Raw genomic sequence first — 22551 nt, 5'->3', positions numbered from 1 at the left:
ACCCGCACTCTAACCGAAGACTGGCGATGACCACCTCATCGGTGGCCTGCTCCTACACCACGCCCCGGGACGCTACCTTATCGGGGGGGTTCGCTTGCGACGGGTTTTCTTCTGAACGGGCCCTTCCTCCGCGGGCTGTTCACTCACGGCCTCCATGGCTCCAACGGCTACGGCAGGTGGCGCATTCTCGACTGTCGCTGCGGATTGCTCTTGCTGGCTGCGGTTCAGCTCACGCTCTGCCCTGTACCAGTGATCGTGCGGGTCGCCTGCTCGGCCCTCATTCTCCCACAGCTCGTAGGCTTTCTGACGGATGGCCTCCTCGCTGGCGCCTGATTGGCGATCCTTCTGGCGACCGCCATTCGGGTCATCGAAAATCTGACGCCCGAGATCGAGTCCGATGCGAGGCGTCGCATCTGGTCCGGTTTTATCCTGGGTCATGATGGCTCCTCTCCTTCAAGCGCAGGGTCAATGCCGGATTTGGAAACATGTTTCCTATCGACGGGCGCCAATGTTGGCCTTGTTTCCCGAAGAGACGCTGTCCCTAAACAACCCTCTTCACAGAGCCAACCTCGATGGCAGTCAGAATGCAGAATTCTTCAAGGCCGAGTTTTCCATTTTCACATGGAAGAAGTTGGTATTGTAGAGAGCAGACATGGAGGCCTGGATGACCAAAGACGTTCTGGCTCAGAAGCTTGACCATATGGATCCCGGAGCGACCCTCACGGTTCCGGAGGACGTGCTGGCAGAGATGTTCGGTGAGGTCACACTCTCATATGACTCCCACGAGGCTCTCAGACGCATTTCCGACTTCGCGCTCGAACACCGATGCACATTTGCGTTTCATGAACACGAAGGCGCAGTCCCCTGCTTTCGGAGAGACGACGTTTTCTGAGAAGGTGGTGCCGAAGGATCGGCTAACCCCACCGTAACAGGATCGTGCTCAGTGGTGGAAGCATGAGGCTTAAGGAGAAGGGGCGCCCGTGGGATGAAACCTCTTCGGCTTGGAGAGCGCCGCCATTGCCGAAGTTGCTGCCGCCGTAGATTCCTGCATCTGTATTGAGGATCTCCTGCCAGAGCCCTGCTTTCGGCACGCCGATGCGATAAGATAGTCTCGGAACGGGAGTCATGTTGCTAACGGCGAGGATGATCGAACCTCCGTCCTTCGCCAGCCGCAGCATGGCAAACACCGAGTTCCCGGAATCATCCACCACAGCCCATTCGAAACCGCTGGGGTCGGCGTCGGTGCCGTGGAGAGCAGGTTCTGCGGCGTAAATACGGTTGAGATCGCGGATGAGCCGCTGAACCCCGGCATGCCGCGGAAGGTCCAGCAGATCCCACGAGATCGAGGCGTCGTGATTCCACTCCCGTTCCTGGGCGATCTCGCCTCCCATGAAGAGAAGCTTCTTGCCGGGGTGAGCCCACATGTACCCGAAATAGGCGCGAAGATTTGCGAAACGCTGCCATTCATCGCCCGGCATCTTCCGGATCAGCGATCCTTTTCCGTGCACAACCTCATCATGCGACAGGGGAAGGATGAAGCGTTCGGTAAAGGCATAAACCATGCCGAACGTAAAGGCGCCGTGGTTATAACTCCGGTAGACGGGATCCTGCTCCACGTAGTGAAGAGTATCGTGCATCCAGCCCATGTTCCACTTGAACGTAAAGCCGAGGCCGCCCTCCTCGGCGGGCTGCGTCACGCCGGGCCAAGCAGTGGATTCCTCTGCAATCGTAATGGCCCCATGGCATCTTTGGGTTACGATGCTGTTCAGGTGCCTGAAGAACTCGATAGCCTCGAGATTTTCCCTGCCGCCGTACTTGTTCGGGATCCACTCGTCCCCCTTCCGGCTGTAGTCGCGGTAGAGCATCGATGCGACGGCATCGACCCGGAGGGCATCGATGTGGAACCGCTCCAGCCAGTGAAGTGCGCTGGCGATGAGGAAACCCTTCACCTCGTTGCGACCGAGGTTGTAGATCAGGGTGTTCCAATCCTGGTGGAACCCTTCCCTGGGATCCTGATGCTCGTAGAGTGCTGTCCCGTCGAATTGTGCAAGGCCCCAGACGTCAGTAGGGAAATGGGCCGGAACCCAGTCGAGGATCACGCCCAAACCGGCTTCATGGCAGCGGTTGACGAACTCCGCGAAGTCCTCCGGCGTCCCATACCGTCCGGTGGGCGCGAACAACCCGAGCGGCTGATAACCCCAGGAGCCTCCGAATGGATATTCCGTGATCGGCAGAAGCTCGATGTGGGTGAAGCCCAGTCCCGACACATAAGGAATCAGGCGATCCGCCAGTTCGGTCCAGTCGAGGCTGCGGTTCCCCTCTTGCTCCAGGCGCATCCAGGAGCCGGCATGGACCTCATAAACCGAGATCGGCGAGCTTGCCGTCTGACGCGCGGCTCTTGTGGTCATCCACTCGGAATCCGTCCATCGGAAAGGCTCTGACCGAGCGACGACCGATGCCGAACCGGGGGCAGCTTCGGCCGCACGCGCAATGGGATCGGCCTTCTGCGGCAGCAATTGCCCGTGCGGACCAACCACCTCGAATTTGTAGCGCTCGCCGGGGCCAAGGCGCGGAACGAAGAGCTCCCAAACCCCCGCCTCACGGCGCAGGCGCATGGGATTGCGCCGACCATCCCAGCCGTTGAAGTCCCCCACCACGGAGACACGCCGCGCATTGGGAGCCCAGACGGCAAATCGTACGCCCGGTATGCCTTCGATGCTCATGGGTTGCGCGCCAAGCACAGAGCCGAGCTCGTAATGGGTGCCCTGCCCGATCAAGTGCAAATCGAGTTCACCTAGGAGCAGGCCAAAGCCGTAGGGATCCTCCAGTTCCTGAACGGCGTCAGGCCAGTGGACGCGCACCCTGTAGGGATCCTGATGATCGAGCCTACCGGCAAACAGCCCATCTCCATGTACGAGATGGAGCCTATCGGGCTCGCCATCTGTCTGCCGCCGCAAAACCTCAACGGACTTGGCCCCTGGCATGAAAACGCGGACAATGCTTCCGCCGCCTGCAGGATGCTGACCGAGGATCGAGAACGGATCCCCATGCCGCCCCTCCACCAAAGCCTGAACACTGCTAGGCTCGACGCCAGCAAGGAGCTCGTCACGTCCGCGCGTCATTCATGTTCTCCGCGGCCCGCTTCTGCGAGGCGATGCACAATGTCGGACAAGCCCTGGAGCGGGATTGCCAGCCATTTTGGGCGATTGGAGGCCTCATACTGGACCTCGTAGGCGGCCTTCTCCAGCAGGAACAGATCAAGGAGCGAACGGTGCCTGTCAGGTGAGAGCCCGAGCTGTGAGGCTTGAGCAGTAGCATCCCAGTAAGCATCCAGGAAAGCCTTTTGAGCGCCTGCATAGAAGTTCTTGAGCAGCGAGCCTCGAATATCCCGGAACTGTTGAGACGAGATGTCATCATCGGGCATCGACGCCGTAACGGCCACATAGTCAAGGGAGCGCAGCAAACCGGCGACGTCGCGGAGCGGGCTTGTCTTCGCACGCCGCTCCTCCAGCTCGCGCACGGGTTCGCCTTCGAAATCGATGATGTAGGCATCGCCCTGAGCGACGAGAACCTGTCCGAAATGAAAGTCGCCATGGATGCGCGTCAGCAGCGTCCCGCGACCGGTCTCCGCGAGCCGGTCGACGGCTGCGATCAGCCCGTCACGCCGCTCAAGAATGCTATCCGCGAGCGCACCGGTTTCGGGGTCCAGATCCCCACGGACCTCGCCCAGGATATCGAAGGCAGAAACGAGTTGCTCCTGGGCCCTGGTTTTCCAGCCTTCGATTTCACCGGCACCGGCTTCCATCGGGGCAAAGGCTGGATCGTCCGTCTGTGCAGCCAGGGCGACATGCAACTCACCAAGGCGTTGTCCCACGACCTCGGCGAAGTTCTCGAGAGTGGTGAAGATCCCCTCTTCTGGGATCGCTTCATTCTCGATCAACTCATGTTCATCGAGGGTGCGCTTCAGGTTCTCGAGCATCCAGTTCCAGGCATCGCCCTGGTTGCGGATCGCCCCCTGAACGATTGCGAGCGTATGGGGCGTTCCATCCCCGGACACTCGCAGGACTTCTCCGAGGAGCGGAGCGGAGTTCTGATACCCGACCTTTGTCAGGTACTGGGTCATCTCCGCTTCCGGGTGGGTGCCACCAAACACGCGACGGACGAGCTTGATCATCGCGAGGTCGCCGACGATCAGCGAACTGTTCGACTGCTCAGCCGAGAGCCAGCGGATCGAGGCATCCGGCGTGACCTGCATGCAGTCGAGCTCGGAAGTACCCTCGAACCGGATCTCCCCGTCCGGCGTCTGTATCGTGGACCTCTCGCACAGGGCCTGCAGGACCGCATGCGCCCATCGGTCGACAGCGAACCCATCAGTCAGGAATCCTACACGGGCCCCCCTGCGGACCCGAGCCAGGGCGAGCTGCTGCGGCAGGGGCAGCCCACTGGCGCTTTCCCATGCGATGCCGAGAGGCATGAAGTAGCGCTCCGTGCGCTTGCCGACGCTCGCCTCGATCTCGGCCATCAGCACATCCTCAGCAAACGACATGGGCACCGTCCATGGAATGCGTGCCTCGTGAAGCGTCTCGTTCTTGGAGGCGAACCAGCGCCGGATCGGCAGGTAGCTGGGCAGGACGTTCTGGGCAATCACCTGCATATGCCGCTCATCCAAGCCTCCCTGCAGGCCACCCCGCAGAACCAAGGTCTCGAACTCGGCCAGCTGCTCAGGCGGAGCCGTCCTCCATTGCGGGCTTTCAACCTCTGTCGTGAGTTGGAACCAATAGAAGCCATAAGGCGGCAGGGTCAGCAGGTAGGTCAGCTGCCCGATGGGCGGGAACGGCGATGGGCCGGTCATCTCGACAGGAACCCGGCCGGCGAAGGCTGACAGATCGAGCTCGACCGCCTGCGGTGTCCGCGACAGGTTCGCGACGCACAGGATGGTCTCGCCCTCATGCTCGCGCAGATAAGCCAGGACCTTGCGGTTGGACGGATAGAGAAGCCGGAACGTACCCCTGCCGAAAGCGTGGTGATTGCGGCGCAGCATCAGCATGCGGCGCATCCAGTTCAGGAGCGAGTGCTGGTCGCGGCTCTGCGCCTCCACGTTGACAGACTCGAAGCCATAGACCGGGTCCATGATCGCTGGCAGCACGAGGCTCGCCGGATCGGCCCTGGAGAAACCGCCATTGCGGTCCGGCGACCATTGCATCGGCGTGCGAACGCCGTCTCGGTCACCAAGATAGATGTTGTCGCCCATCCCGATCTCGTCGCCGTAATAGACAACGGGCGTTCCGGGCATGGACAGAAGGAGCGCATTCATCAGCTCGATACGCCGGCGATCCCGCTGCATGAGAGGCGCCAGCCTGCGGCGAATGCCGAGATTGATGCGAGCCCGCTTGTCTGCCGCATAGGTATTCCAGAGGTAATCGCGCTCCTCATCCGTCACCATCTCGAGCGTCAGCTCGTCATGGTTGCGGAGAAAGATCGCCCATTGGCACTTCTCAGGAATTTCAGGCGTCTGGCGCAGGATATCAGTGATGGGGAAACGGTCTTCCTTCGCGATGGCCATGTACATGCGCGGCATCAGCGGGAAATGAAAGGCCATGTGGCATTCGTCGCCGTCACCGAAATACTCCTGGGTATCCTCCGGCCATTGATTGGCTTCCGCCAGCAGCATCCGGTCCGGATATGTGGCATCGAGCGCGGCCCTGATCTTCTTGAGAACCACGTGGGTCTCCGGAAGATTCTCGTTATTGGTGCCCTCCCGCTCGATTAGATAAGGAATGGCATCGAGGCGCAGCCCGTCGATGCCCATGTCGAGCCAGAACCGCATGACGCTCAGGACTTCCTTGAGAACACGCGGATTATCGAAATTCAGATCCGGCTGATGCGAATAGAAACGGTGCCAGAAATAGGCTCCTGCTGCCTGATCCCAGGTCCAGTTCGATTTTTCGGTATCCAGAAAGATGATCCGGGTCTCAGGGTACTTCTGATCCGTGTCGGACCAGACATAGAAGTCGCGGTCGCGTGAGCCGGGCTTTGCATGACGGGCGCGCTGGAACCAGGGATGCTGGTCCGAGGTGTGGTTGATCACCAACTCCGTAATGACGCGCAGGCCTCGGGCATGAGCTTCACGGACGAAGGTCTTAAACTCCTTGAGGCTGCCATAGTCAGGGCTGACGTCACGATATTCGGCGATGTCATAGCCGTCATCGAGCCGCGGCGATGGATAGAATGGCAGCAGCCAGATTGTGTTGACGCCAAGCGAGGCGATGTAATCCAGCTTGGCGAGAAGCCCTGCGAAGTCCCCGATGCCGTCATTGTTGGCATCGAAGAACGACTTCACATGCAGCTGGTAAATGATCGCATCCTTGTACCAGAGCGGATCGGTTCCAAGGGACGTGTCGCTCTTGAGGGACGTGTCGTTCTTCTTGAGCATTCTTATCAGTCCTTAGGGGCAATGCGCCAAATCGAGAAGGGAATTTCGCCCGGATCGCAGCGGATTCGCTGGTACTTGCCCGACCAGGTGAAGCGGTGATGACGCACGAGATCCTCGACAGCCAAGGAGCCGTGATCCGGAAGGCCGAACTTCCAGAGGGGCAGCTCCACGTCTGCCTCCTGCACGTTGTGCGGATCAAGGCTGACAGCCACGAGCAGAACGTTCTCGCGTCCCGGGGTCGCCTTCTCATAGAAGAGGATCTTATCGTTCCAAGCGTCGAGAAACGAGACATTGAGGTGGGAGTGCAGGGCCGGATTGTCACGGCGGATCCGGTTCAGGATCGAGATCTCCCGGATGATGTTTCCGGGCCGGTCCCAGTCCCACGCACGGATCTCGTACTTCTCGCTGTCTGCGTATTCCTTCTTCTTGACGTCTGGCCGGCCTTCGCAAAGCTCGAATCCGCTGTACATCCCCCAGAGTCCGGAGAGTGTCGTCGCAAGGGCCGCGCGGATCATGTAGGCGGAACGAGGTGCATTCTGCAGGAAATCCGGGTTGATGTCGGGCGTGTTCACGAAGAAATGCGGTCGGAAGAAATCCTTCGGCGCCGTCTGCGAGAGTTCGGTCAGGTACTCCGCCATCTCCCATTTCTCGTTGCGCCACGTGAAGTAGGTATAGGATTGCGAGAAGCCGATCTTGGCGAGCCGGTACATGATCTTCGGCCGCGTGAAGGCTTCCGACAGGAAGGCCACGTCCGGGTGGTCGCGGCGCACTTCCCCGATCAGCCACTCCCAGAAGGGGAATGGCTTCGTGTGAGGATTGTCGATGCGGAAGAGCTTCACGCCCTGCTCCACCCAGAGCAGAATGGTGTCGCGCAGCTCAAGCCATAGGGACGGCATCGCGTCCTCGGCGTAAAAGTCCACGTTGACGATATCCTCGTACTTCTTGGGAGGATTCTCGGCGTACTTGATCGTTCCGTCCGGCCGCCAGTCGAACCAACCCGGATGCTCCTTCAGCCAGGGGTGATCCGGGGAGGCCTGCACCGCGATGTCCAGCGCCAATTCCAGCCCGTGATCGGCTGCCGCCGCAACGAGACGACGGAAATCCTCGAAGGTCCCAAGTTCCGGGTGGATGGCATCGTGGCCGCCTGCCTCGGAACCGATGGCATAGGGGCTTCCCGGATCGTCCGGCCCTGCGTTGAGGCTGTTGTTGGGTCCTTTGCGATGCGTTCGACCGATTGGGTGGATCGGCGTCATGTAGAGAACGTCGAAGCCCATATCGCGGATATAGGGCAGCTTGCGGATCACATCGTCGAACGTTCCATGGCGATTGGGATCGTCGCTCATCGAGCGCGGGAACAGCTCATACCAGCTCGCAAACCCGGCCGCTTTACGCTCGGCATCGACGGGGATTGCATCGGAGCGCACCATGAACGGCCGCCGGTCCGCCGCCGTCATGATCTCCGACGTCTCCGGCGCCAGGAGGATCTCGAGCCGTGTGCTGTAATCCGCTTCGACGAGGCTATCGGCCAGCGCGTGAACGCGACCGGCGATGTCTCCCTCGACCTCAGCCCTTGTCTCTTCGACCAGAAGGCGGCCTTCCTCCAGTTCCAGAGTCACGTCGAGGCCAGCGGCGTATTTCTTCTCCAGCTCCGAGCGGAAGATGGCAAAGGGGTCGCGCCAGGCCAGCACGGCGAATTCATGCCGGCCGAGCCGTTCCAGCGGGAATTCCGCGCTCCAGCGATCGTTGACCAGGAGCGTCATGCGGGTTTCGCGCCACTGCTCCTCGTCGACCGCCCTCCAGGCCAACGCAGCCTCCAAGAGATCGTGACCGTCACCGAAGATGTCGGCCTCCACCCGGACCACCTCGCCGACGATCCGCTTGACCGGGAACTCGCCACCATCGACAGCAGGGGCGACATTCTCGATGACGAGCCGCGGCGCCACGACGGCCTGGTCGACAGCCGGCACCGAAACCGCCCCTTGGATCGGCCTCGGCGGACGTCCCTCCAGGATCCGGACTTCGCCTGGATCAAGTCTGACGGTCGTTGCCGGCGTGAGTTCGAGGCCGCCCTCGCCCACTTCGCGAAAGGGCATGAACTGAGCGCCGCTCTCCGACACCAGGAACGCACCTTTGGCCTGGGCGGTTCGGCGGAGATCGGCATTGGCGATGATCAGGCGGGCTGCCTTGCTTTGCCGCACATCCTCCGCATCGGTTCGCAGCAAAGCGGTCACGGGGGACGCATGCCCCACGACGAGATGCACGGGCTTGCGGGCGAAGGGCTCATCGTTGCGGGCCAGCAATTCGTTCGCGGCATGGACTTCTTCCGTTAGGTCGAAGCTGCCCCGCTCTCGCAACCCTCTCAGCCCCGCGCCATCGCCACGGGTTGGATCGAGCCTGTCCCGGCAGCCGAACTCGAAGCCCATGGGCACGAGGATTCCGTCGCTTGCGGATGCAGCAAGCCGCAATGCGCGGACCGCGCGCCGCTCCAGCACGTCGAGCGGCTCCACCTCATGGGTGATGCGCTTGTCGAAGGGAACCTCCGGGAAGGCGATCTCGTAGCCAATGCCCCTCAGCTGCTCGTGCTCGTCAGCAATCCAGCTTTCCTTCAGATCCCACCAACACAGCGAGGAAAACGTCCCGTCAAAACCAACTCCATGGAGCGACTGCCTCGCCTGGAAGTTCGTGCCGGGCGTCCAAGCCAGAAAGCGTGTCTCGGGTGCGTCTTCCCTGATATCAGATAGGAACTGCCTCAAGGCTGCCGCGGGAACCCTGTCCCAGTGGAGGCAGCGAAAGCTGGAAATCCCCGCTTGCGTCAGCTCCCGCAGTCGCTCGGCAAGCACCCTGAGGTGGGGATGATCGGCCCGATCACCGTCGTCGAACGGAACAAGGACAGCTTCCCTTTCGGCAGGATCCTGACGGGGATCGAATATATCCGGGCTGGGGAACGCAAGGTCGAGTTCGCGGGCGAAGGTGCTGTCAGCGGCCACCCGGTCAATGACGAGATCGAGTGCCAGGGCGAGGTTGCGGGAACCGGCATTTTCAGCGAGCCGCGCAGCGCCCTCGGCCGCCGCGCCACCACCGAGGCTCGGGTGAAGCCGGGTCATGTCACGTGGCAGAAGGATACTACCCCCGTGTCCCGGCTCGAACGGCGGGGCCATCAGGATGGTGTCGAAACCCAAGGCAGCGGCATGATCGAAGATTTCATCCCAGCTATCCAAGGGACCGGCCAGCAGCGGGTGCACGTAATAGATCCGCGGGGCCTTCCGGCTCACACCTTTTGTCCGTACAGTCTGGGAGCTTACAAGGAGACTGTCTGCTGGTGACACGTTCGGCCCTGCCGCTGTTCAATGGGATCAACCTGGGTCGAGCTCACCGCCGGTCTCGGAAGGACCGAGACTTGGCTGGCAGAGTCTCCCTGTCAGAAACAGCCCCCTTTGCCTTTGGTTCCTACCGAAATCGAGTTCACCTGTGGCTCGCTCACAGGATCTGCCCTACACAATCCGGTACAGCGGGAAAGGCGACAGCAACCCTAAGCCGGCGCACCTTCGGAGAAGGGATACCGTCCATTCTCTGCAGTTGTAGAGAAATGCGTTCCTGGGCTCTCGTTCGAGGCGTCACTGAGGGTGGAGAGAAAGTGCTGGCACCACGCTTCGACCGTGTTGCTCCGCAATCGCCTCATCATCGATTCCCAACGCTCCCGCCTCTCCTCCAGCGGCATTCGGAGAGCCCGTGCGATGGCAGAAGCGCATGCTTCCGTATCATAGGGATTGACGAGAATAGCACCGTCGAGTTCGTGCGCCGCGCCTGCAAAGCGCGACAGGATCAGGACGCCGGGATCCTCCGGTTGCTGAGCCGCGACGAACTCCTTTGCAACGAGGTTCATGCCGTCCCGCAACGGAGTCACGAGACCGATGCGGGACATGCGGTATAATCCTGCAAGGGCTGCATGTCCGACCGTTCTGTTGACATATCGGACCGGGGTCCAATCCACCTCGCCGAGGCTTCCGTTGGTCCAGCCGGCCTGCTCTGCAATCTCGCGCTGCATCCGCTGGTACTCGGGAACATCCGAGCGCGATTTCGGCGTGATCTGAATATAGGTAACCTGGTTGCGAAAGTCCGGGTTGGATTTGATGAAGCAGGAGAACGCTTCGATCCTCTGCTTCAATCCCTTCGAGTAGTCGAGCCGGTCCACCCCGATGATCAGGTCCCGGTCTCCCATGCTTGCCTGGGTTCGCCGCACAAGAGCATTCTGCCCGGCATTGGCGGCCGTCCGTGCGAAGCCTTCGGTATCGATCCCGACCGGGAAGGCGCCGATCCGGAGCCTATGACCATCGATCTGGTGCTCCCCGGCTCCAGTCGACGATCCAATGTCCTCGCGGGTCAGACAGCGCTGAAAATTCTCGGCATCCTGCGGCGTGTGAAAGCCGACGAGATCGTAGGCACCCAAGCCATGAAGAAGCTGCTGGTAGGCTGGCAGAGCGCTGGCCACATCCGACGGTGGCCATGGAATGTGCAGGAAGAAGCCGATCCGGTTCTTGAAACCCAGTCGCCGGAGTTCCTCCGCTAGGGGAATGAAATGATAATCATGAACCCAGATGACATCGTCGGGCCGCAACAGCGGAGCAAGAGAAGCGGCAAAGGCCCGGTTGACCCGGAAGTACCCTTCAAGCTCCTGCCGCTCGATCTGCACGAGATCGAGCCTGTAGTGACAAACCGGCCACAAGGCACGATTGGCGAAGCCCGCATAATATTCGTCATAATCCTTCTGCGAGAGATCCATCACCGCGAAGGTGATGTTGCCGGACTGTGAAACCTTGGCCCCATCCGATGGATTCTCGAGAGTCTCGCCGGACCAGCCGAACCAGAGGCCGCCACTCCGCTTCAACGCTCCCTCAAGCGCGACCGTCAATCCGCCGGCTTTGCTCGCGCCGTCCTTGGGCAGGGGAACGCGGTTGGAGACCACAACCAGACGCTGCTGAGGCGGCGAGGGAACCTGTTTCCTGCTCTGGCCCGACCGGGGTGACCTCTTGGTCGCTTCAGGAACTGGATCCGGCACTTCAAGCCGGCCCTCCAACGGGGGCGGAACCGCCCGGTCCTGTGCTTCTCGCGTAATGTCTGGGATATCGGCCATGGCCTGACCTTGAACGAATGGTGAAGGTTAAACCATTCGGCTCAGAGGCAGTTCCCGTTGCCGAGAAATAAGCTGTGGGAGCAGCTACATCTTACCGCAAGAAGCTTGGCCTAAAGGAAAACCCGCTTTGAACTGCGGCGCGGAGTCACGCTCTCTGGGTAATTTGATAACTATTGTTGAGTATCATTCTGAAGTTGCTATCGGTTTGTTAAAGGAATGCCGACACAATACAGGCGAGATCGTCTCTTGCTTGATAATCAAAGACTAGGGGTTGTCCGTGGAGAGTTTCGATCAAGGCCTTTTGCCCTCCTCCAGTCATCGTGATGAGGCTGAGCCCACTTATGTGGTGAGTGAGACGACGCAGCCGACAGAGCGTACCGAAACGGACGCGTTTCAACAGGCCATCATTGCAAAGCTGACCTATGATGTCGGCACGGACCCGACCCACGCAACCGACCACGACTGGTTCACCGCAACAGCCTTGGCCGTGCGCGACCGCGCCATGGACCGCTGGATGGCCTCCAAAGGGCTGAACCAAGCAGGTCACAAGCACGTCTGCTATTTCTCGCTGGAATTCCTGATCGGACGCTTGCTGTCCGATACCCTGAACAACCTCCGCCTGACCGATTGTGCGAGGGATGCCCTCGCCGGCCTCGGTGTCGATCTGGACCGTATTCGGGCGATCGAGCCGGATGCCGCCCTTGGCAATGGTGGTCTCGGTCGCCTCGCTGCCTGCTTCATGGAGAGTATGGCGAGTCTTGAAATACCGGCTTACGGTTATGGGATCCGCTACGAACACGGCCTGTTCCGCCAAGGCCTTCGTGACGGGTGGCAGCAGGAATTTCCCGAGGACTGGCTGATCCGGGCCAATCCGTGGGAGTTCGAACGGTCCGATCTGGTCTATCAGGTGCCATTCGGCGGCTTTGTCGAGCAGGTGCCTGACGTGGAGGGCCCAGTAGGCTTCGTCTGGAGACCTGCCGACGTCGTTCAGGCCGTCGCCTTCGATACCCCCGTGGTCGGCTGGCACGGACGCCACGTCAACACCCTGAGGCTGTGGTCGGCTCGATCTGTCGAGCCTCTGCGGCTCGAGGCTTTCAATTCAGGCGACCATGTCGGCGCTCTCGCCGACCGGACCCGGGCCGAGGCGATCTCGCGCGTGCTCTATCCCGGCGACGAAACAGAGGCTGGCCGAGTGCTGCGTCTGCGCCAGGAGTTCTTCTTCACCTCGGCCTCCCTACAAGACCTGTTGGCCCGGCACATGCGCTTGCATGGGGATCTCCACACACTGTCGGACCACGCGGCGATCCAGCTCAACGATACCCACCCGGCACTCGCCGTAGCGGAGCTGATGCGCCTTCTGGTCGATGAGCACCATCTGGCCTGGGATGCCGCCTGGGCCATCACAACCAGGACGCTGAACTACACCAACCATACCCTCATGCCCGAGGCCCTCGAGCGCTGGCCCGTGACGCTGATGGAGCGGCTTCTCCCACGCCATCTCCAGATCATCTACCACATCAATTGGCTGCATCTGGAGCCGCTGATCCGCCGGTCGGCCGATGTGCAGCTCATCAAATCCGTCTCGGTGATCGACGAGAGCCATGGCCGATATGTGCGCATGGGTCATCTCGCCTTCATTGGCGCTCACAAGGTCAATGGAGTGTCGGCGCTTCATACTGACCTGATGCGCCAGACGGTGTTCCGCGATCTGAACGCTCTCTACCCCGGCCGCATCCTCAACAAGACGAATGGCATCACCTTCCGCAGGTGGCTGCATCAGGCGAACCCGCAGTTAACGCAGCTTCTGACGCGGGAACTGGGTGAGGCTGTCCTGGATGATCCCGGAGCCCTGATCAAACTGGAAAAGCTGGCCGACGACGGTGCTTTCCAGGATCGGTTCAGGAATCAGCGCAGAGCATCGAAACTCAACCTGGCTAGGATCGTGGCTGAGCGGACGGGCGTGCAGATTGATCCCACGGCCCTGTTCGATGTCCATATCAAGCGCATTCATGAGTACAAGCGGCAATTGCTCAACATCCTGGAAGTGATCGCGCTCTACGATGCCATCCGGTCGGAGCCCGAGCGGAACTGGGTGCCGCGGGTCAAGATCTTTGCCGGCAAGGCGGCAGCCAGCTACCACCGGGCAAAGCTGATCATCAAGCTCGCCAACGACGTTGCAAACACCGTCAATTCCGATCCTGTCGTAGCCGGCCGCCTGAAGGTTGTTTTCCTTCCCAACTACAATGTCAGCCTAGCTGAAGCCATCATTCCCGCAGCGGACCTGTCCGAGCAGATCTCGACGGCCGGCATGGAAGCCTCCGGCACAGGCAACATGAAGCTCGCCCTAAACGGCGCTCTCACCATCGGGACCCTCGACGGAGCGAATATCGAAATCCGCGAATGCGTCGGCCCCGACAACATCTTCATCTTCGGCATGACGGCCGAAGAGGTCGAGGCGTACCGCAAGGCCGGGATGCACCGCGACCGGGCGGGCTGGTCGGCCCGATTTGAGAGAGCCATCAACCTGATTACGGCTGGAACATTCTCGCCGGATGATCGCCACAGGTTCGATTCCCTCGTGCATGCCTTATCATCCGATGATGCATTCATGGTGGCTGCGGATTTCGACTCGTATTGGCAAACTCAACGCCGGGTCGATGAGCTATGGCAGGAGCCTTCCGTATGGAGCCGTGCCAGCATACTGAACACCTCCAGGGTCGGCTGGTTCTCGTCCGATCGCACGATCCGCGAATACGCCGATGAAATCTGGAAGGTTTCCGTCTGAGCGACAGCCAAGCATGGAACTTTGATCTCGATTTTCCTTTAAGGGCTTAAGCACTCGTCAGGAGACGAGGGTTGATTGGTGGCCTCATGGAGCCTGCCATGATCCATAAGTTCGAAGTCGGTCAAGCCGTTGTTCCGGCGTGCCCTCTGCGGCCGAGCCGGAATACCTACCTTGTCGTAAAGCAACTCCCCCTCACGTCCTATGAGCCTCAATACTGGGTTCAGGGCGTCAGAAGCGGAGTGGACTGCGTTGTATGCGAGTCCCAGATCGAAGCCGCTGACGACCACCAGCCAAGCCTGTCGTTTGCGGCCATGGGAGCCCTCAAGACAAGAGTGCAGTCCGGCAAGCACTCTTGAGCGAACGCATGCTGTGCCAGGACTCTTCGGTTGTCAGTTGAAGCTGGCTATCACCTCTATGGGCGAGCCGCGTGGAACGGAGTTGGCAGGATCGAGTTGCCGACTGAACTCAATCTCACGAGAGGAGTCAGTCATGGCAAAGTCATTGAAAGCCGGCGATAAGGTGTCCTGGGACTCTTCTGGAGGCCACAGCACCGGCAAGGTGGTGAAGAAGCAGACCAGCTCAACACAGATCAAAGGCCACAAGGTGGCGGCCTCGAAGGATAAGCCCGAATACATCGTGAAGAGCGACAAGTCGGGAAAACTCGCGGCTCACAAGCCGGACGCGCTCAAGAAAGCGTGAAGCGAGCCCCAATCCCCTGTTGAACAGAGCTCCCCAGTGGAACGTGGAGCGCATCGACCGGTTGTTGGCCCATGGGAGATGGGAACGACAACTCCCCTCCACGATATTCCGCAGCGGTGGCAATCCGGGGAGTGCTTCCGAGAGCATCCCGGTGTGATGGAGATACCATGACCTTGTTCGAGAAGGACGGCAGGCTCGATCTGTCGCGCCGTTTGTTTTTACGCGGTACCGGCGGTGGACTGCTAATGGGCTCCAGCCTCGGGCTGGTTGGGCCAGCCTTCGCTCAAGGCGGCGGCGCTGGAAACCTACCAGAGTTGCCGCGCTCGCGTCCGACAGGCCGTCCTATCCCAGAAATGGAACAGGAGATGCCGATGGAGCCGGGGCGCAGGCTCGGGTGGGCCGTGGTGGGCCTCGGCAAGTTCGCCCTCAACCAGATTCTCCCCTCCTTCGCCGAGAGCCGTTCGTCCAAGCTCGTAGCGTTGGTTTCAGGAAATCGGCAGAAGGCCGAGCAGGTCGCCTCACGCTACGGCGTCGACACCCACAACCTGTACGACTACCAGACCTTCGACCGGATCGCCGACAATCCGGACGTTGATGTGACCTACATCATCCTGCCCAACGCCCTTCATGCGGAGTACACGGTACGGTCGTTCAAAGCCGGCAAGCATGTGTTCTGCGAAAAGCCCATGGCCGTCACGGTTGAGGAATGCGAGACTATGATCCGTGCAGGCCGAGAGGCCGACCGCAAGCTCATGGTGGCCTACCGCGCGCAGTTCGAGCCGCACAATGTGGAAGCCATCCGCAGGGTGCGCGAAGGCGAGATTGGGCCGCTTCACCTCGTCACCAGTGATCACGGCCGTATCCTGGACCCGAAGGATCCCGCCGATCAGTGGCGCATGGTGAAATCCCTGGCCGGCGGCGGGTCGCTGTATGATATCGGGATCTACTCACTGCAGGCCGCCCGCTATCTCACGGGCGAAGAACCTGTCGAGGTTTTCGGGCAGATCTCGAATGTGAAGGACGATCCACGCTTCCGTGAAGTGGAGGACAGAGTTGCATTTCAGCTGCGTTTCCCCTCGGGAGCAGTGGCCAATCTGTCATCGTCATACTCCACCGCCTCCGTGAAGCGTATTCAGGCCTTCGGCGAGAAAGGCTCGCTCATCCTGGATCCGGGTACGGAATATGAGGGCAACAAGCTCACCGTGCAGAGCGAAAAGGGTCGCCAGGAAGTGAAGGTGAAGGAGCAGAGCCAATTCGCCGCTGAGATGGACCACTTCTCGCAAAGCGTAATGGAGAACCGCAATCCAAAGACACCCGGAGAGGAAGGCCTGCGCGATGTCCGCATCCTGCAGGCCATCTACCGCAGCGCGCAGGAAGCCAAGCCGGTAACGCTCGACGTAACAGCTTCAACGCGCTGAATGGCGTCCGCCGTGAGGCCGCGGTCGGATAGCCAATGCCGAAGCATCCGGATCGACCGCGGCTGAGATTATCAGAAGCTGTTGTTCGTGTGGCTTGCCGCCTCGACATTGTCACGGGGATGGAAATGCCTACCCACGGAGTTTGATCGAGGCTCCGGCCGCCAGGCTTGTGCATTGCGGAATCGACGGTTCGATCCTGTGTGCCAAAGCCGTGCGGGAGGGATATCGGACATGCGCCGGCCCAGCATCCATCCCAAGGCACAGCCAAGCGTACCGATGACCAGCAGAGCGGCCACCGGATGCTCCTGCACGGGGCGGCCGATTGTTTCAGTCCCTTGCCGGTAGTAGCGCTCGGCCTCCGGCACATACCGCCTGCCCTGCTCCAGGTATGTGCGGCTTCGCTGGTAGAAATCACGAGCCGTATTGGCCGCCTGTTCGGCTGTTGACCGGAGGGTGGTTGACAGACCCTCATCAAATCCCTGCCCGGGCGGCACAGGTACCTCGTTCAGTGCGTCGGGCACGCATTCCGCTGCAACGCTCTTCGATGCGGATGTGGTCCAGGCTGGCGGATCGCTTGCAGGAAAGCTGTCATCGACTGTGTCATCCACATGTCGTTGCTGGGTCGGCCTGGACTCGTTCTGCGCATCCAAAGGGCGTTTCTGGTCGATCTTTTCATCAGGCATCGGAGCCTCCACTAAGCTTCACAGAGCAATGGCGTTCACGGTGAATGGTTCCGATCCGGCGATTATCGATAACCGAGCCGATACCCGCTACAACCCGGCAAAGGTCATGGCAGGGCTCCCAGGAGACGGAGGACAGCAGGTGCGCCCAGAGATACGCCTGAGAGAAAGAGAAGAATGAACACGATGCGGCGCATCGTGGCCGGCGAGACAGGCGGCGGCCAGCGCCGCGCCGCAAAGGTTGCGCCCATGACCGCCGGAATGGCGAGGAGACCGGTGAGATTTGATCTCGATGGTAGATCGCCGGACATCACCACGAGAGCAATGCGGAAGACAGCATTGAGTGCAAACACAGTGACGAGTGTTTCCCGGATCCTCACCAGGGGCATAGGCTGGCGATAGAAGTGGTAGACGAGCGGTGGACCAGCCGTTGAGAACATTCCTCCCATGAGGCCGGCGATCGAGCCGAAAAAGAAGAACGACCCGTCCCTCGACTGCTTCGCCAGAGGCTCGGGCTTTCGCGCCAGTTGAAGGCTGGATACGATAATCACGAGCCCGAGGATCAGGCGCAGGAGATCGGCACGGGTTCCGGCAAGCCACTCCAGCAGCCAATAGCCAACGAAGAGCATCGGGATGCTGGCCACCATGACAAACCCGAACTCCCGCCACGCTACGTCGCGCCAGCCTTTCAGCAGCATCTGCGTGGCATTCACAAGGGTCAGCACGCTCACGATCGCGGCAGCATCGGGCAATGACAGCAGCCCCGTCAGGCCAACGCCCCCCATTGTGATCAGGCCAAAGGCAAAACCGGTGAGAGTCTGCGCATAAGCTGCAGCGCCTGCCAGCAGGAGAAAGCCGAAAAGCTCCGCAACTGACATCGCTCAGAACGCCCTCAAGCCTGCGAAAAGCTCAGCAAAACGTGAGCCGGCACGGTAGAACACAGGCGGTTCGCCAAAGGGTGCAGACACAGTCACGCTTCCTCCGCCATTGAAGGTCTCATTCGTCCAGACGTGAATCCATACCGCCCCGGTCGGCAGATAGGTGGTCCATTCGGTCTTCCCAGCCTGGGAGACAGGCGCCACAAGCAGATCCGCACCATACAGGTACGCGTCCTGAATGGCATAGGTGCGGGCATCGTCCTCGAAATGGAGGAAGAGCGGCCGCTGCACTGGCAGGCCTCGCGTGGAGGCCTCCTCCACGAGGGATTTCAGGTATGGCGCAAGATGCACGTAGATTCGTGTCATCCGGGCGAAATGATCCAGCACCTGCGGATCCTGATCGATCTGCAGGTTGTCACGCGGGCGGTTACCCTCATGGGTGCGCATGACCGATGTGAAGGCTCCCATTTCGGCCCAGCGCATGATGAGTTCGGGCGTGCGCACATTGCCGAAGAGGCTGGTATAGCCCCCGATGTCCGAGTGATGGTACGCATTGCCGAGGAGACCCGAAGAGAGAGCCCCGGAGATGACCGTCACGAGACCGTCGTGGCGGGTGAAGTCCACCGACTGATCGCCTGCCCAGAGCAGTGGGCAATGCTGCTGAACGCCGGTGAAACCGGCCCGCATGAAGAACAGGATCTCGCCGGTTTTCCCCCTGCTCACGACAGCACGGGCATTCACCTCGGCCCAGAGCGTCGGCCAAGCATTGTGCATGACCTTCGCATCGATGCCGTTGGCGAGCTTCACGTCGATGGGAAGATACTCGCCGAAATCTGCCATCCAGCCGGAGAGTCCGAAATCGACCATGTTCTGACCGATGACGCGCTCAGCGAACCAGGCGGATGCCTCCGGATTCGTGAAATCGACGACACCGCAATCGAACTCGCCGAAATCGACGAGAGCTGTCTTGCCACTCTCACCCGTGGCGAAATAGCCTGCAGCCTCCGCCTCCGGGAACAGGGAGCCGTCGACGGCGAGGTAAGGGTTCACATAACCGAGGAAACGGATACCTCGGTCCTCCAGCTCAGCAATGCACTGGCGTAGCGCTGGATAACGATCATCGTTCGCTTTCCAATCCCAGAACAGACGTGCGCCGAAGGACGTGTGGCGCAAGCCCACCCAGTCCTCACACCACAGGCCGGAAACCTTCGTGCCGGCCGCAATGATGCGCTCAAGTCGCTTGAAGGAGTTAGCGCCGTCCTTAAGCCCAATGATCGCGCCACCATAGACCCATTCCGGCAGCGGCGGCTGGCGGCCGAAGCGCTCGGCCATGGCCTCGACGAGTGCAATGAAGGTCGGGCGGGCAGTCAGCTCGATGCGGTCCGGCACAGCCCAGATTTCGACCTCATGAAAGTCGCCGCGACGGAAATCAAAAGCCGAGTAGGCGCTCGCCTCCACATGCAGCGCGTAGCGTCGGGACGAAAGATAGGTCGGCTGCGGATAGTTGGTGTTCCAGTAATCGCCGCCCGACTTGCCGGTGACGTCAGCCTTGAAGGTGATCTCGGTGGTCTTGTCGCGCCCCACGCCGGGCTCGGACGTCCAGAGAGGGAACCGCCGACCGCGCATGTCGAAATACGACATCTGCTCGCCGCCGCCCCAGACATGCTCCCCCTCCTCTGCTGCCACACGGATCCAAAGCCGGTTGACAGCTGCATCGTCCGCATGGAACGTGATGGCGCCGTTCCGCTCGTCGCCCGACAGCTCCAAGGTCAGGCGAACCGGCTGCCCCGGCGCTATCGAGAAAGCAATCTGGGAGCCTGACACGACAGCATGCGCCAGCGGCGTGCGCTCGATGATATAATCCTCGATGTCGAAGTTGCCGCGATACATGTCCATACGAGCATCGCCCTGGCCGACGAACAGACACGGAGCATCGCTGCAGTGGCGTAGGATGGGCCTGCCGTCGAGGACGAGGTCGAAGCCGTTGGAGGTGGTCTGGATCTTCATGACAAATCTCAGTTCTGCGTCAGGCCGGCATCAACGATGAAATTCGCACCCGTGCAACCGCCGCTCTCATCAGATGCCAGGAAGAGAGCCATTTTCGCTACATGGCTTGCATCGAGCCGGAACTTCAGGGCCTGGAGATCAAGGAACTGCTGGTTCAACTCCGGCGTCAGCCAGAGTTTCTTCTGCCGCTCGGTGAGAATTGCCCCTGGCACGATGCAGTTCACCCGGATCCCGGCCGGGCCCAGTTCTCGTGCAAGGGTGCGCGTCATCCCATTGATCGCCGCCTTCGCGGTCGTGTAGCCCACCATACCAGGACGGCCACGCATCCACGAGATCGACCCTAACATGATGATAGCGCCGTTGCCGCGTGCAGCCATGCCCTTCGAGACTGCCTGCGTTGCAAAGAATTGGTGATCGAGGTTGAGCGCCAGCGCGCGCCTCCAATAATCCGGCTCTATCTCACCCATGTCGTGCCGGTCATCCTTGCCGGCGTTGTTGACGAGAACATCGACGCCGCTCTGATCGCTCTCGATAACAGAGAGCACTTCGCGGAGGGCTGGAATGTCGGTGACATCGCAGGCGTAGAAGCCTGCACCCGTCGTGCCCGATAGGGCTTCGCCCGCATCCTTCGCGATGTCGATGAAAGAAACGCGCGCGCCTTGCGCGACGAAGGCCTTGACCATCTCCTCGCCGATCCCGGAGGCACCGCCGGTGACAACGACGGAGCGGCCATCAAGGGAGCGATATTGGGCCGTGCTATAATCGAACGACATGGCAATCCAGCCTTAGATGGAATGATCAAACTTGTATTCAGGCAGGCCCGGCACATCGACCGGCATGGAGAAGAGGCTGCCGGAATGCGGATAGGCCCTAAGCTCATCGTCGGAACGCCCTGTGCGTGCGGACGTCACGTAGAGAGTCTTCAAATCGGCCCCGCCGAAGCAGACCATAGTGGGGCACCGGGCTGGAACGGGGTACTCTACGAGCAATCGACCTTCCGGCGAATAACGCTGGATCCGTCCACCTTCGAACAGAGCGGTCCAGTAGCAGCCTTCCACATCCACCGCCGCGCCATCGGGGCGGCCGCGATCGGTTTCTGTAGGCTGGAGGCGCACGAACAGGGTCTTGTCCGTAGCCTCGCCCGTTGCCGGATCATAAGCGTAGCGCCACACCGTGAAGGTGGGGGTGTCCGAGTGATAGAGGATGCGGCCATCGGGCGAGAAGGCCACGCCGTTGGAGGTTAGAAGACCACCAACAAGCGTTGCCAATCCACGGGCGTCGTAGCGGTAGAGATGCGCCTTGCCACCGTCTTTGGGCTCATCAATGGTACCGGCCAGGAAGCGCCCTGCTGGATCGATGCGCCCGTCGTTGAACCGGCTCGTACGCTGGTCTTCCGGATTATCGGCGAGTTTCTGCGTACGGTTGCCATCAGCATCAAGCAGCCAGAGGCTCGAGCGGAAGCCCGCGATGAAGCCGCCGCCTTTTCGGAGTCCGATGCATCCGATCTCCTCCGGCATCGCGAAGGTTCGATGCGCGCCTTTCACGGACTCAAAGCGGTGGAGCGCCCTGCCCTTGATGTCGACAAAGTAGAGCGCCTGCTCCTCGACGGACCACAAGGGGCACTCTCCGAGTTCGGAACGTACATCCAGTGTGACCGTCAGGCTCACGACAGCACCTCCACCCCGAACCGCACCTGCGCCATCAGCCGCTCGCCGGGCTTGAGAGCCTTGAGCCCGTGCTTGGCCGGGTCAGGCCGATTGATAGAGTCGTTCATGTGGCTCACGGGCTCCACGGCGAAGAAATCCCGTCGTGTGGGCACATACACCACGACATGGCCGAACAATGGATCGGCCTCGATGCTCAAGGCGATTTTCTCCTGAACATAAGTGATGCGAGCCGTTCCATCCCATCCCGCGAAACAGTTGTCGAGGCTAGGATCGCCTAATTCACGCATGGTTCGGTAGCTCCAGTCATCTGGAACCGGGATACCGTCCAGCGGAAGAGAATCTTCGCTGTTGGGGTAGACATGTTCGGCCACGAATTGCAGCCGAACTCCCGAGCATTTGGGAAAGAGCGGATGCAGTCCCAATCCGGCCGGCATGGTGCGATGATCCTGGTTCTCAAGCGATAGCGTGAGCGTCAATCCGCTCGGCGAGAGCTCGAAAAGCTGCTCGGCGCAGTAGGCGAAGGGCCAGCCCCTCGCCTCGTCGCCATCCGGGCGATGGATGAGAGCGAGGCGGCAGCGCACCTCATCCGCGTCTACCACCTGCCACGGCTTCTGCCAGGCGTTGCCATGGATGGAGTGCGGATGGTCGCCGAAGTTCAATGCCAACCGATACTCGACGCCTTCGAACGAGAAGCCTCCTTTAGCGATGCGGTTGCTGTAGGGAATGAGTGGATAGCAGCTGGTCTGCCGCACCAGCCCGTCGCGCAACGCCTGTCCGGGGGTCTCCCGCATGAGCGCCACATCATTATGCCGGAAGCCTGCGATGGCGCCTCCGATGGACGGCGCCAGATCGA

General features: G+C 60.7%; 15 protein-coding genes. 4 read left to right on the top strand and 11 right to left on the bottom strand.

Annotated features, from left to right (window positions below; translation table 11 throughout):
- Positions 1-72: 72 nt before the first annotated feature.
- Positions 73-438 carry a DUF2934 domain-containing protein gene (locus tag JKL45_RS13105; protein WP_201861555.1) on the bottom strand — a complete coding sequence of 122 codons (366 nt, stop codon included), beginning with the start codon at positions 436-438 and terminating at the stop codon, positions 73-75.
- A 226-nt stretch (positions 439-664) separates the two neighbouring features.
- On the opposite strand from JKL45_RS13105, the gene JKL45_RS13100 reads away from it, so the two are divergent.
- Positions 665-892: a hypothetical protein gene (locus JKL45_RS13100; RefSeq protein ID WP_201861554.1), complete on the top strand. Its 228-nt coding sequence runs from the start codon at positions 665-667 to the stop codon at positions 890-892.
- A 22-nt stretch (positions 893-914) separates the two neighbouring features.
- Here JKL45_RS13100 and glgB read toward each other — a convergent pair whose 3' ends face one another.
- The 4 genes from glgB to otsA all read right to left on the bottom strand — a co-directional run bounded on the left by glgB (position 915) and on the right by otsA (position 11564).
- Positions 915-3122 carry a 1,4-alpha-glucan branching protein GlgB gene (glgB, locus tag JKL45_RS13095; RefSeq protein ID WP_201861553.1) on the bottom strand — a complete coding sequence of 736 codons (2208 nt, stop codon included), beginning with the start codon at positions 3120-3122 and terminating at the stop codon, positions 915-917.
- Positions 3119-6433: a maltose alpha-D-glucosyltransferase gene (gene treS, locus JKL45_RS13090; protein ID WP_201861552.1), complete on the bottom strand. Its 3315-nt coding sequence runs from the start codon at positions 6431-6433 to the stop codon at positions 3119-3121. Before treS ends, glgB begins: the two co-directional genes overlap by 4 nt.
- Positions 6434-6438: 5 nt before the next feature.
- On the bottom strand, positions 6439-9705 hold the full coding sequence (locus JKL45_RS13085; RefSeq protein WP_201861551.1) for an alpha-1,4-glucan--maltose-1-phosphate maltosyltransferase: 3267 nt from the start codon (positions 9703-9705) through the stop codon (positions 6439-6441).
- A gap of 257 nt (positions 9706-9962) precedes the next feature.
- Positions 9963-11564 carry an alpha,alpha-trehalose-phosphate synthase (UDP-forming) gene (gene otsA / locus JKL45_RS13080; RefSeq protein ID WP_201861550.1) on the bottom strand — a complete coding sequence of 534 codons (1602 nt, stop codon included), beginning with the start codon at positions 11562-11564 and terminating at the stop codon, positions 9963-9965.
- Positions 11565-11907: 343 nt separating this feature from the next.
- On the opposite strand from otsA, the gene JKL45_RS13075 reads away from it, so the two are divergent.
- The 3 genes from JKL45_RS13075 (at position 11908) to JKL45_RS13065 (ending at position 16466) form a co-directional block, all read left to right on the top strand.
- Positions 11908-14349: a glycogen/starch/alpha-glucan phosphorylase gene (locus JKL45_RS13075; RefSeq protein ID WP_312896957.1), complete on the top strand. Its 2442-nt coding sequence runs from the start codon at positions 11908-11910 to the stop codon at positions 14347-14349.
- A 489-nt stretch (positions 14350-14838) separates the two neighbouring features.
- On the top strand, positions 14839-15048 hold the full coding sequence (locus JKL45_RS13070) for a hypervirulence associated TUDOR domain-containing protein (protein ID WP_201861549.1): 210 nt from the start codon (positions 14839-14841) through the stop codon (positions 15046-15048).
- A 167-nt stretch (positions 15049-15215) separates the two neighbouring features.
- A complete protein-coding gene (locus JKL45_RS13065; protein WP_201861548.1) occupies positions 15216-16466 on the top strand; it encodes a Gfo/Idh/MocA family protein in 1251 nt (416 codons plus the stop codon).
- 71 nt (positions 16467-16537) lie between these two features.
- On the opposite strand, the gene JKL45_RS13060 is transcribed toward JKL45_RS13065, so the two are convergent.
- From JKL45_RS13060 to JKL45_RS13035, 6 genes are all read right to left on the bottom strand, one after another.
- On the bottom strand, positions 16538-17149 hold the full coding sequence (locus JKL45_RS13060; protein WP_201861547.1) for a hypothetical protein: 612 nt from the start codon (positions 17147-17149) through the stop codon (positions 16538-16540).
- 104 nt (positions 17150-17253) lie between these two features.
- Complete coding sequence (locus JKL45_RS13055; protein WP_201861546.1) at positions 17254-18024, bottom strand: sulfite exporter TauE/SafE family protein; 771 nt, start codon at positions 18022-18024, stop codon at positions 17254-17256.
- Between the two features lie 3 nt (positions 18025-18027).
- Entirely contained in the window at positions 18028-20031 is a 2004-nt protein-coding gene (locus JKL45_RS13050) for an alpha-glucosidase (protein WP_201861545.1), read from the bottom strand.
- An 8-nt stretch (positions 20032-20039) separates the two neighbouring features.
- Positions 20040-20804 (bottom strand): SDR family NAD(P)-dependent oxidoreductase, encoded by a 765-nt coding sequence (locus JKL45_RS13045; RefSeq protein WP_201861544.1) that lies wholly within the window; start codon positions 20802-20804, stop codon positions 20040-20042.
- A gap of 12 nt (positions 20805-20816) precedes the next feature.
- The gene (locus tag JKL45_RS13040) at positions 20817-21698 is read right to left on the bottom strand and encodes an SMP-30/gluconolactonase/LRE family protein (protein ID WP_201861543.1); all 882 of its coding nucleotides are present in this window, start codon (positions 21696-21698) and stop codon (positions 20817-20819) included.
- Entirely contained in the window at positions 21695-22534 is an 840-nt protein-coding gene (locus tag JKL45_RS13035; RefSeq protein ID WP_312896956.1) for an aldose 1-epimerase, read from the bottom strand. Before JKL45_RS13035 ends, JKL45_RS13040 begins: the two co-directional genes overlap by 4 nt.
- Positions 22535-22551: the final 17 nt, after the last annotated feature.

Source organism: Microvirga soli, assembly GCF_016734765.1.
Lineage (GTDB): Bacteria > Pseudomonadota > Alphaproteobacteria > Rhizobiales > Beijerinckiaceae > Microvirga > Microvirga soli.
This window is presented reverse-complemented; position numbering and strand designations above follow the sequence as displayed.

Excerpts from the sequence above, each read along its gene's own strand:
- JKL45_RS13050 (WP_201861545.1), bottom strand. The coding sequence starts at position 20,031 with ATGAAGATCCAGACCACCTCCAACGGCTTCGACCTCGTCCTCGACGGC.
- otsA (WP_201861550.1), bottom strand. The coding sequence starts at position 11,564 with ATGGCCGATATCCCAGACATTACGCGAGAAGCACAGGACCGGGCGGTT.
- JKL45_RS13045 (WP_201861544.1), bottom strand. The coding sequence starts at position 20,804 with ATGTCGTTCGATTATAGCACGGCCCAATATCGCTCCCTTGATGGCCGC.
- JKL45_RS13065 (WP_201861548.1), top strand. The coding sequence starts at position 15,216 with ATGACCTTGTTCGAGAAGGACGGCAGGCTCGATCTGTCGCGCCGTTTG.
- JKL45_RS13055 (WP_201861546.1), bottom strand. The coding sequence starts at position 18,024 with ATGTCAGTTGCGGAGCTTTTCGGCTTTCTCCTGCTGGCAGGCGCTGCA.
- JKL45_RS13060 (WP_201861547.1), bottom strand. The coding sequence starts at position 17,149 with ATGCCTGATGAAAAGATCGACCAGAAACGCCCTTTGGATGCGCAGAAC.
- JKL45_RS13070 (WP_201861549.1), top strand. The coding sequence starts at position 14,839 with ATGGCAAAGTCATTGAAAGCCGGCGATAAGGTGTCCTGGGACTCTTCT.
- treS (WP_201861552.1), bottom strand. The coding sequence starts at position 6,433 with ATGCTCAAGAAGAACGACACGTCCCTCAAGAGCGACACGTCCCTTGGA.
- JKL45_RS13100 (WP_201861554.1), top strand. The coding sequence starts at position 665 with ATGACCAAAGACGTTCTGGCTCAGAAGCTTGACCATATGGATCCCGGA.
- glgB (WP_201861553.1), bottom strand. The coding sequence starts at position 3,122 with ATGACGCGCGGACGTGACGAGCTCCTTGCTGGCGTCGAGCCTAGCAGT.
- JKL45_RS13105 (WP_201861555.1), bottom strand. The coding sequence starts at position 438 with ATGACCCAGGATAAAACCGGACCAGATGCGACGCCTCGCATCGGACTC.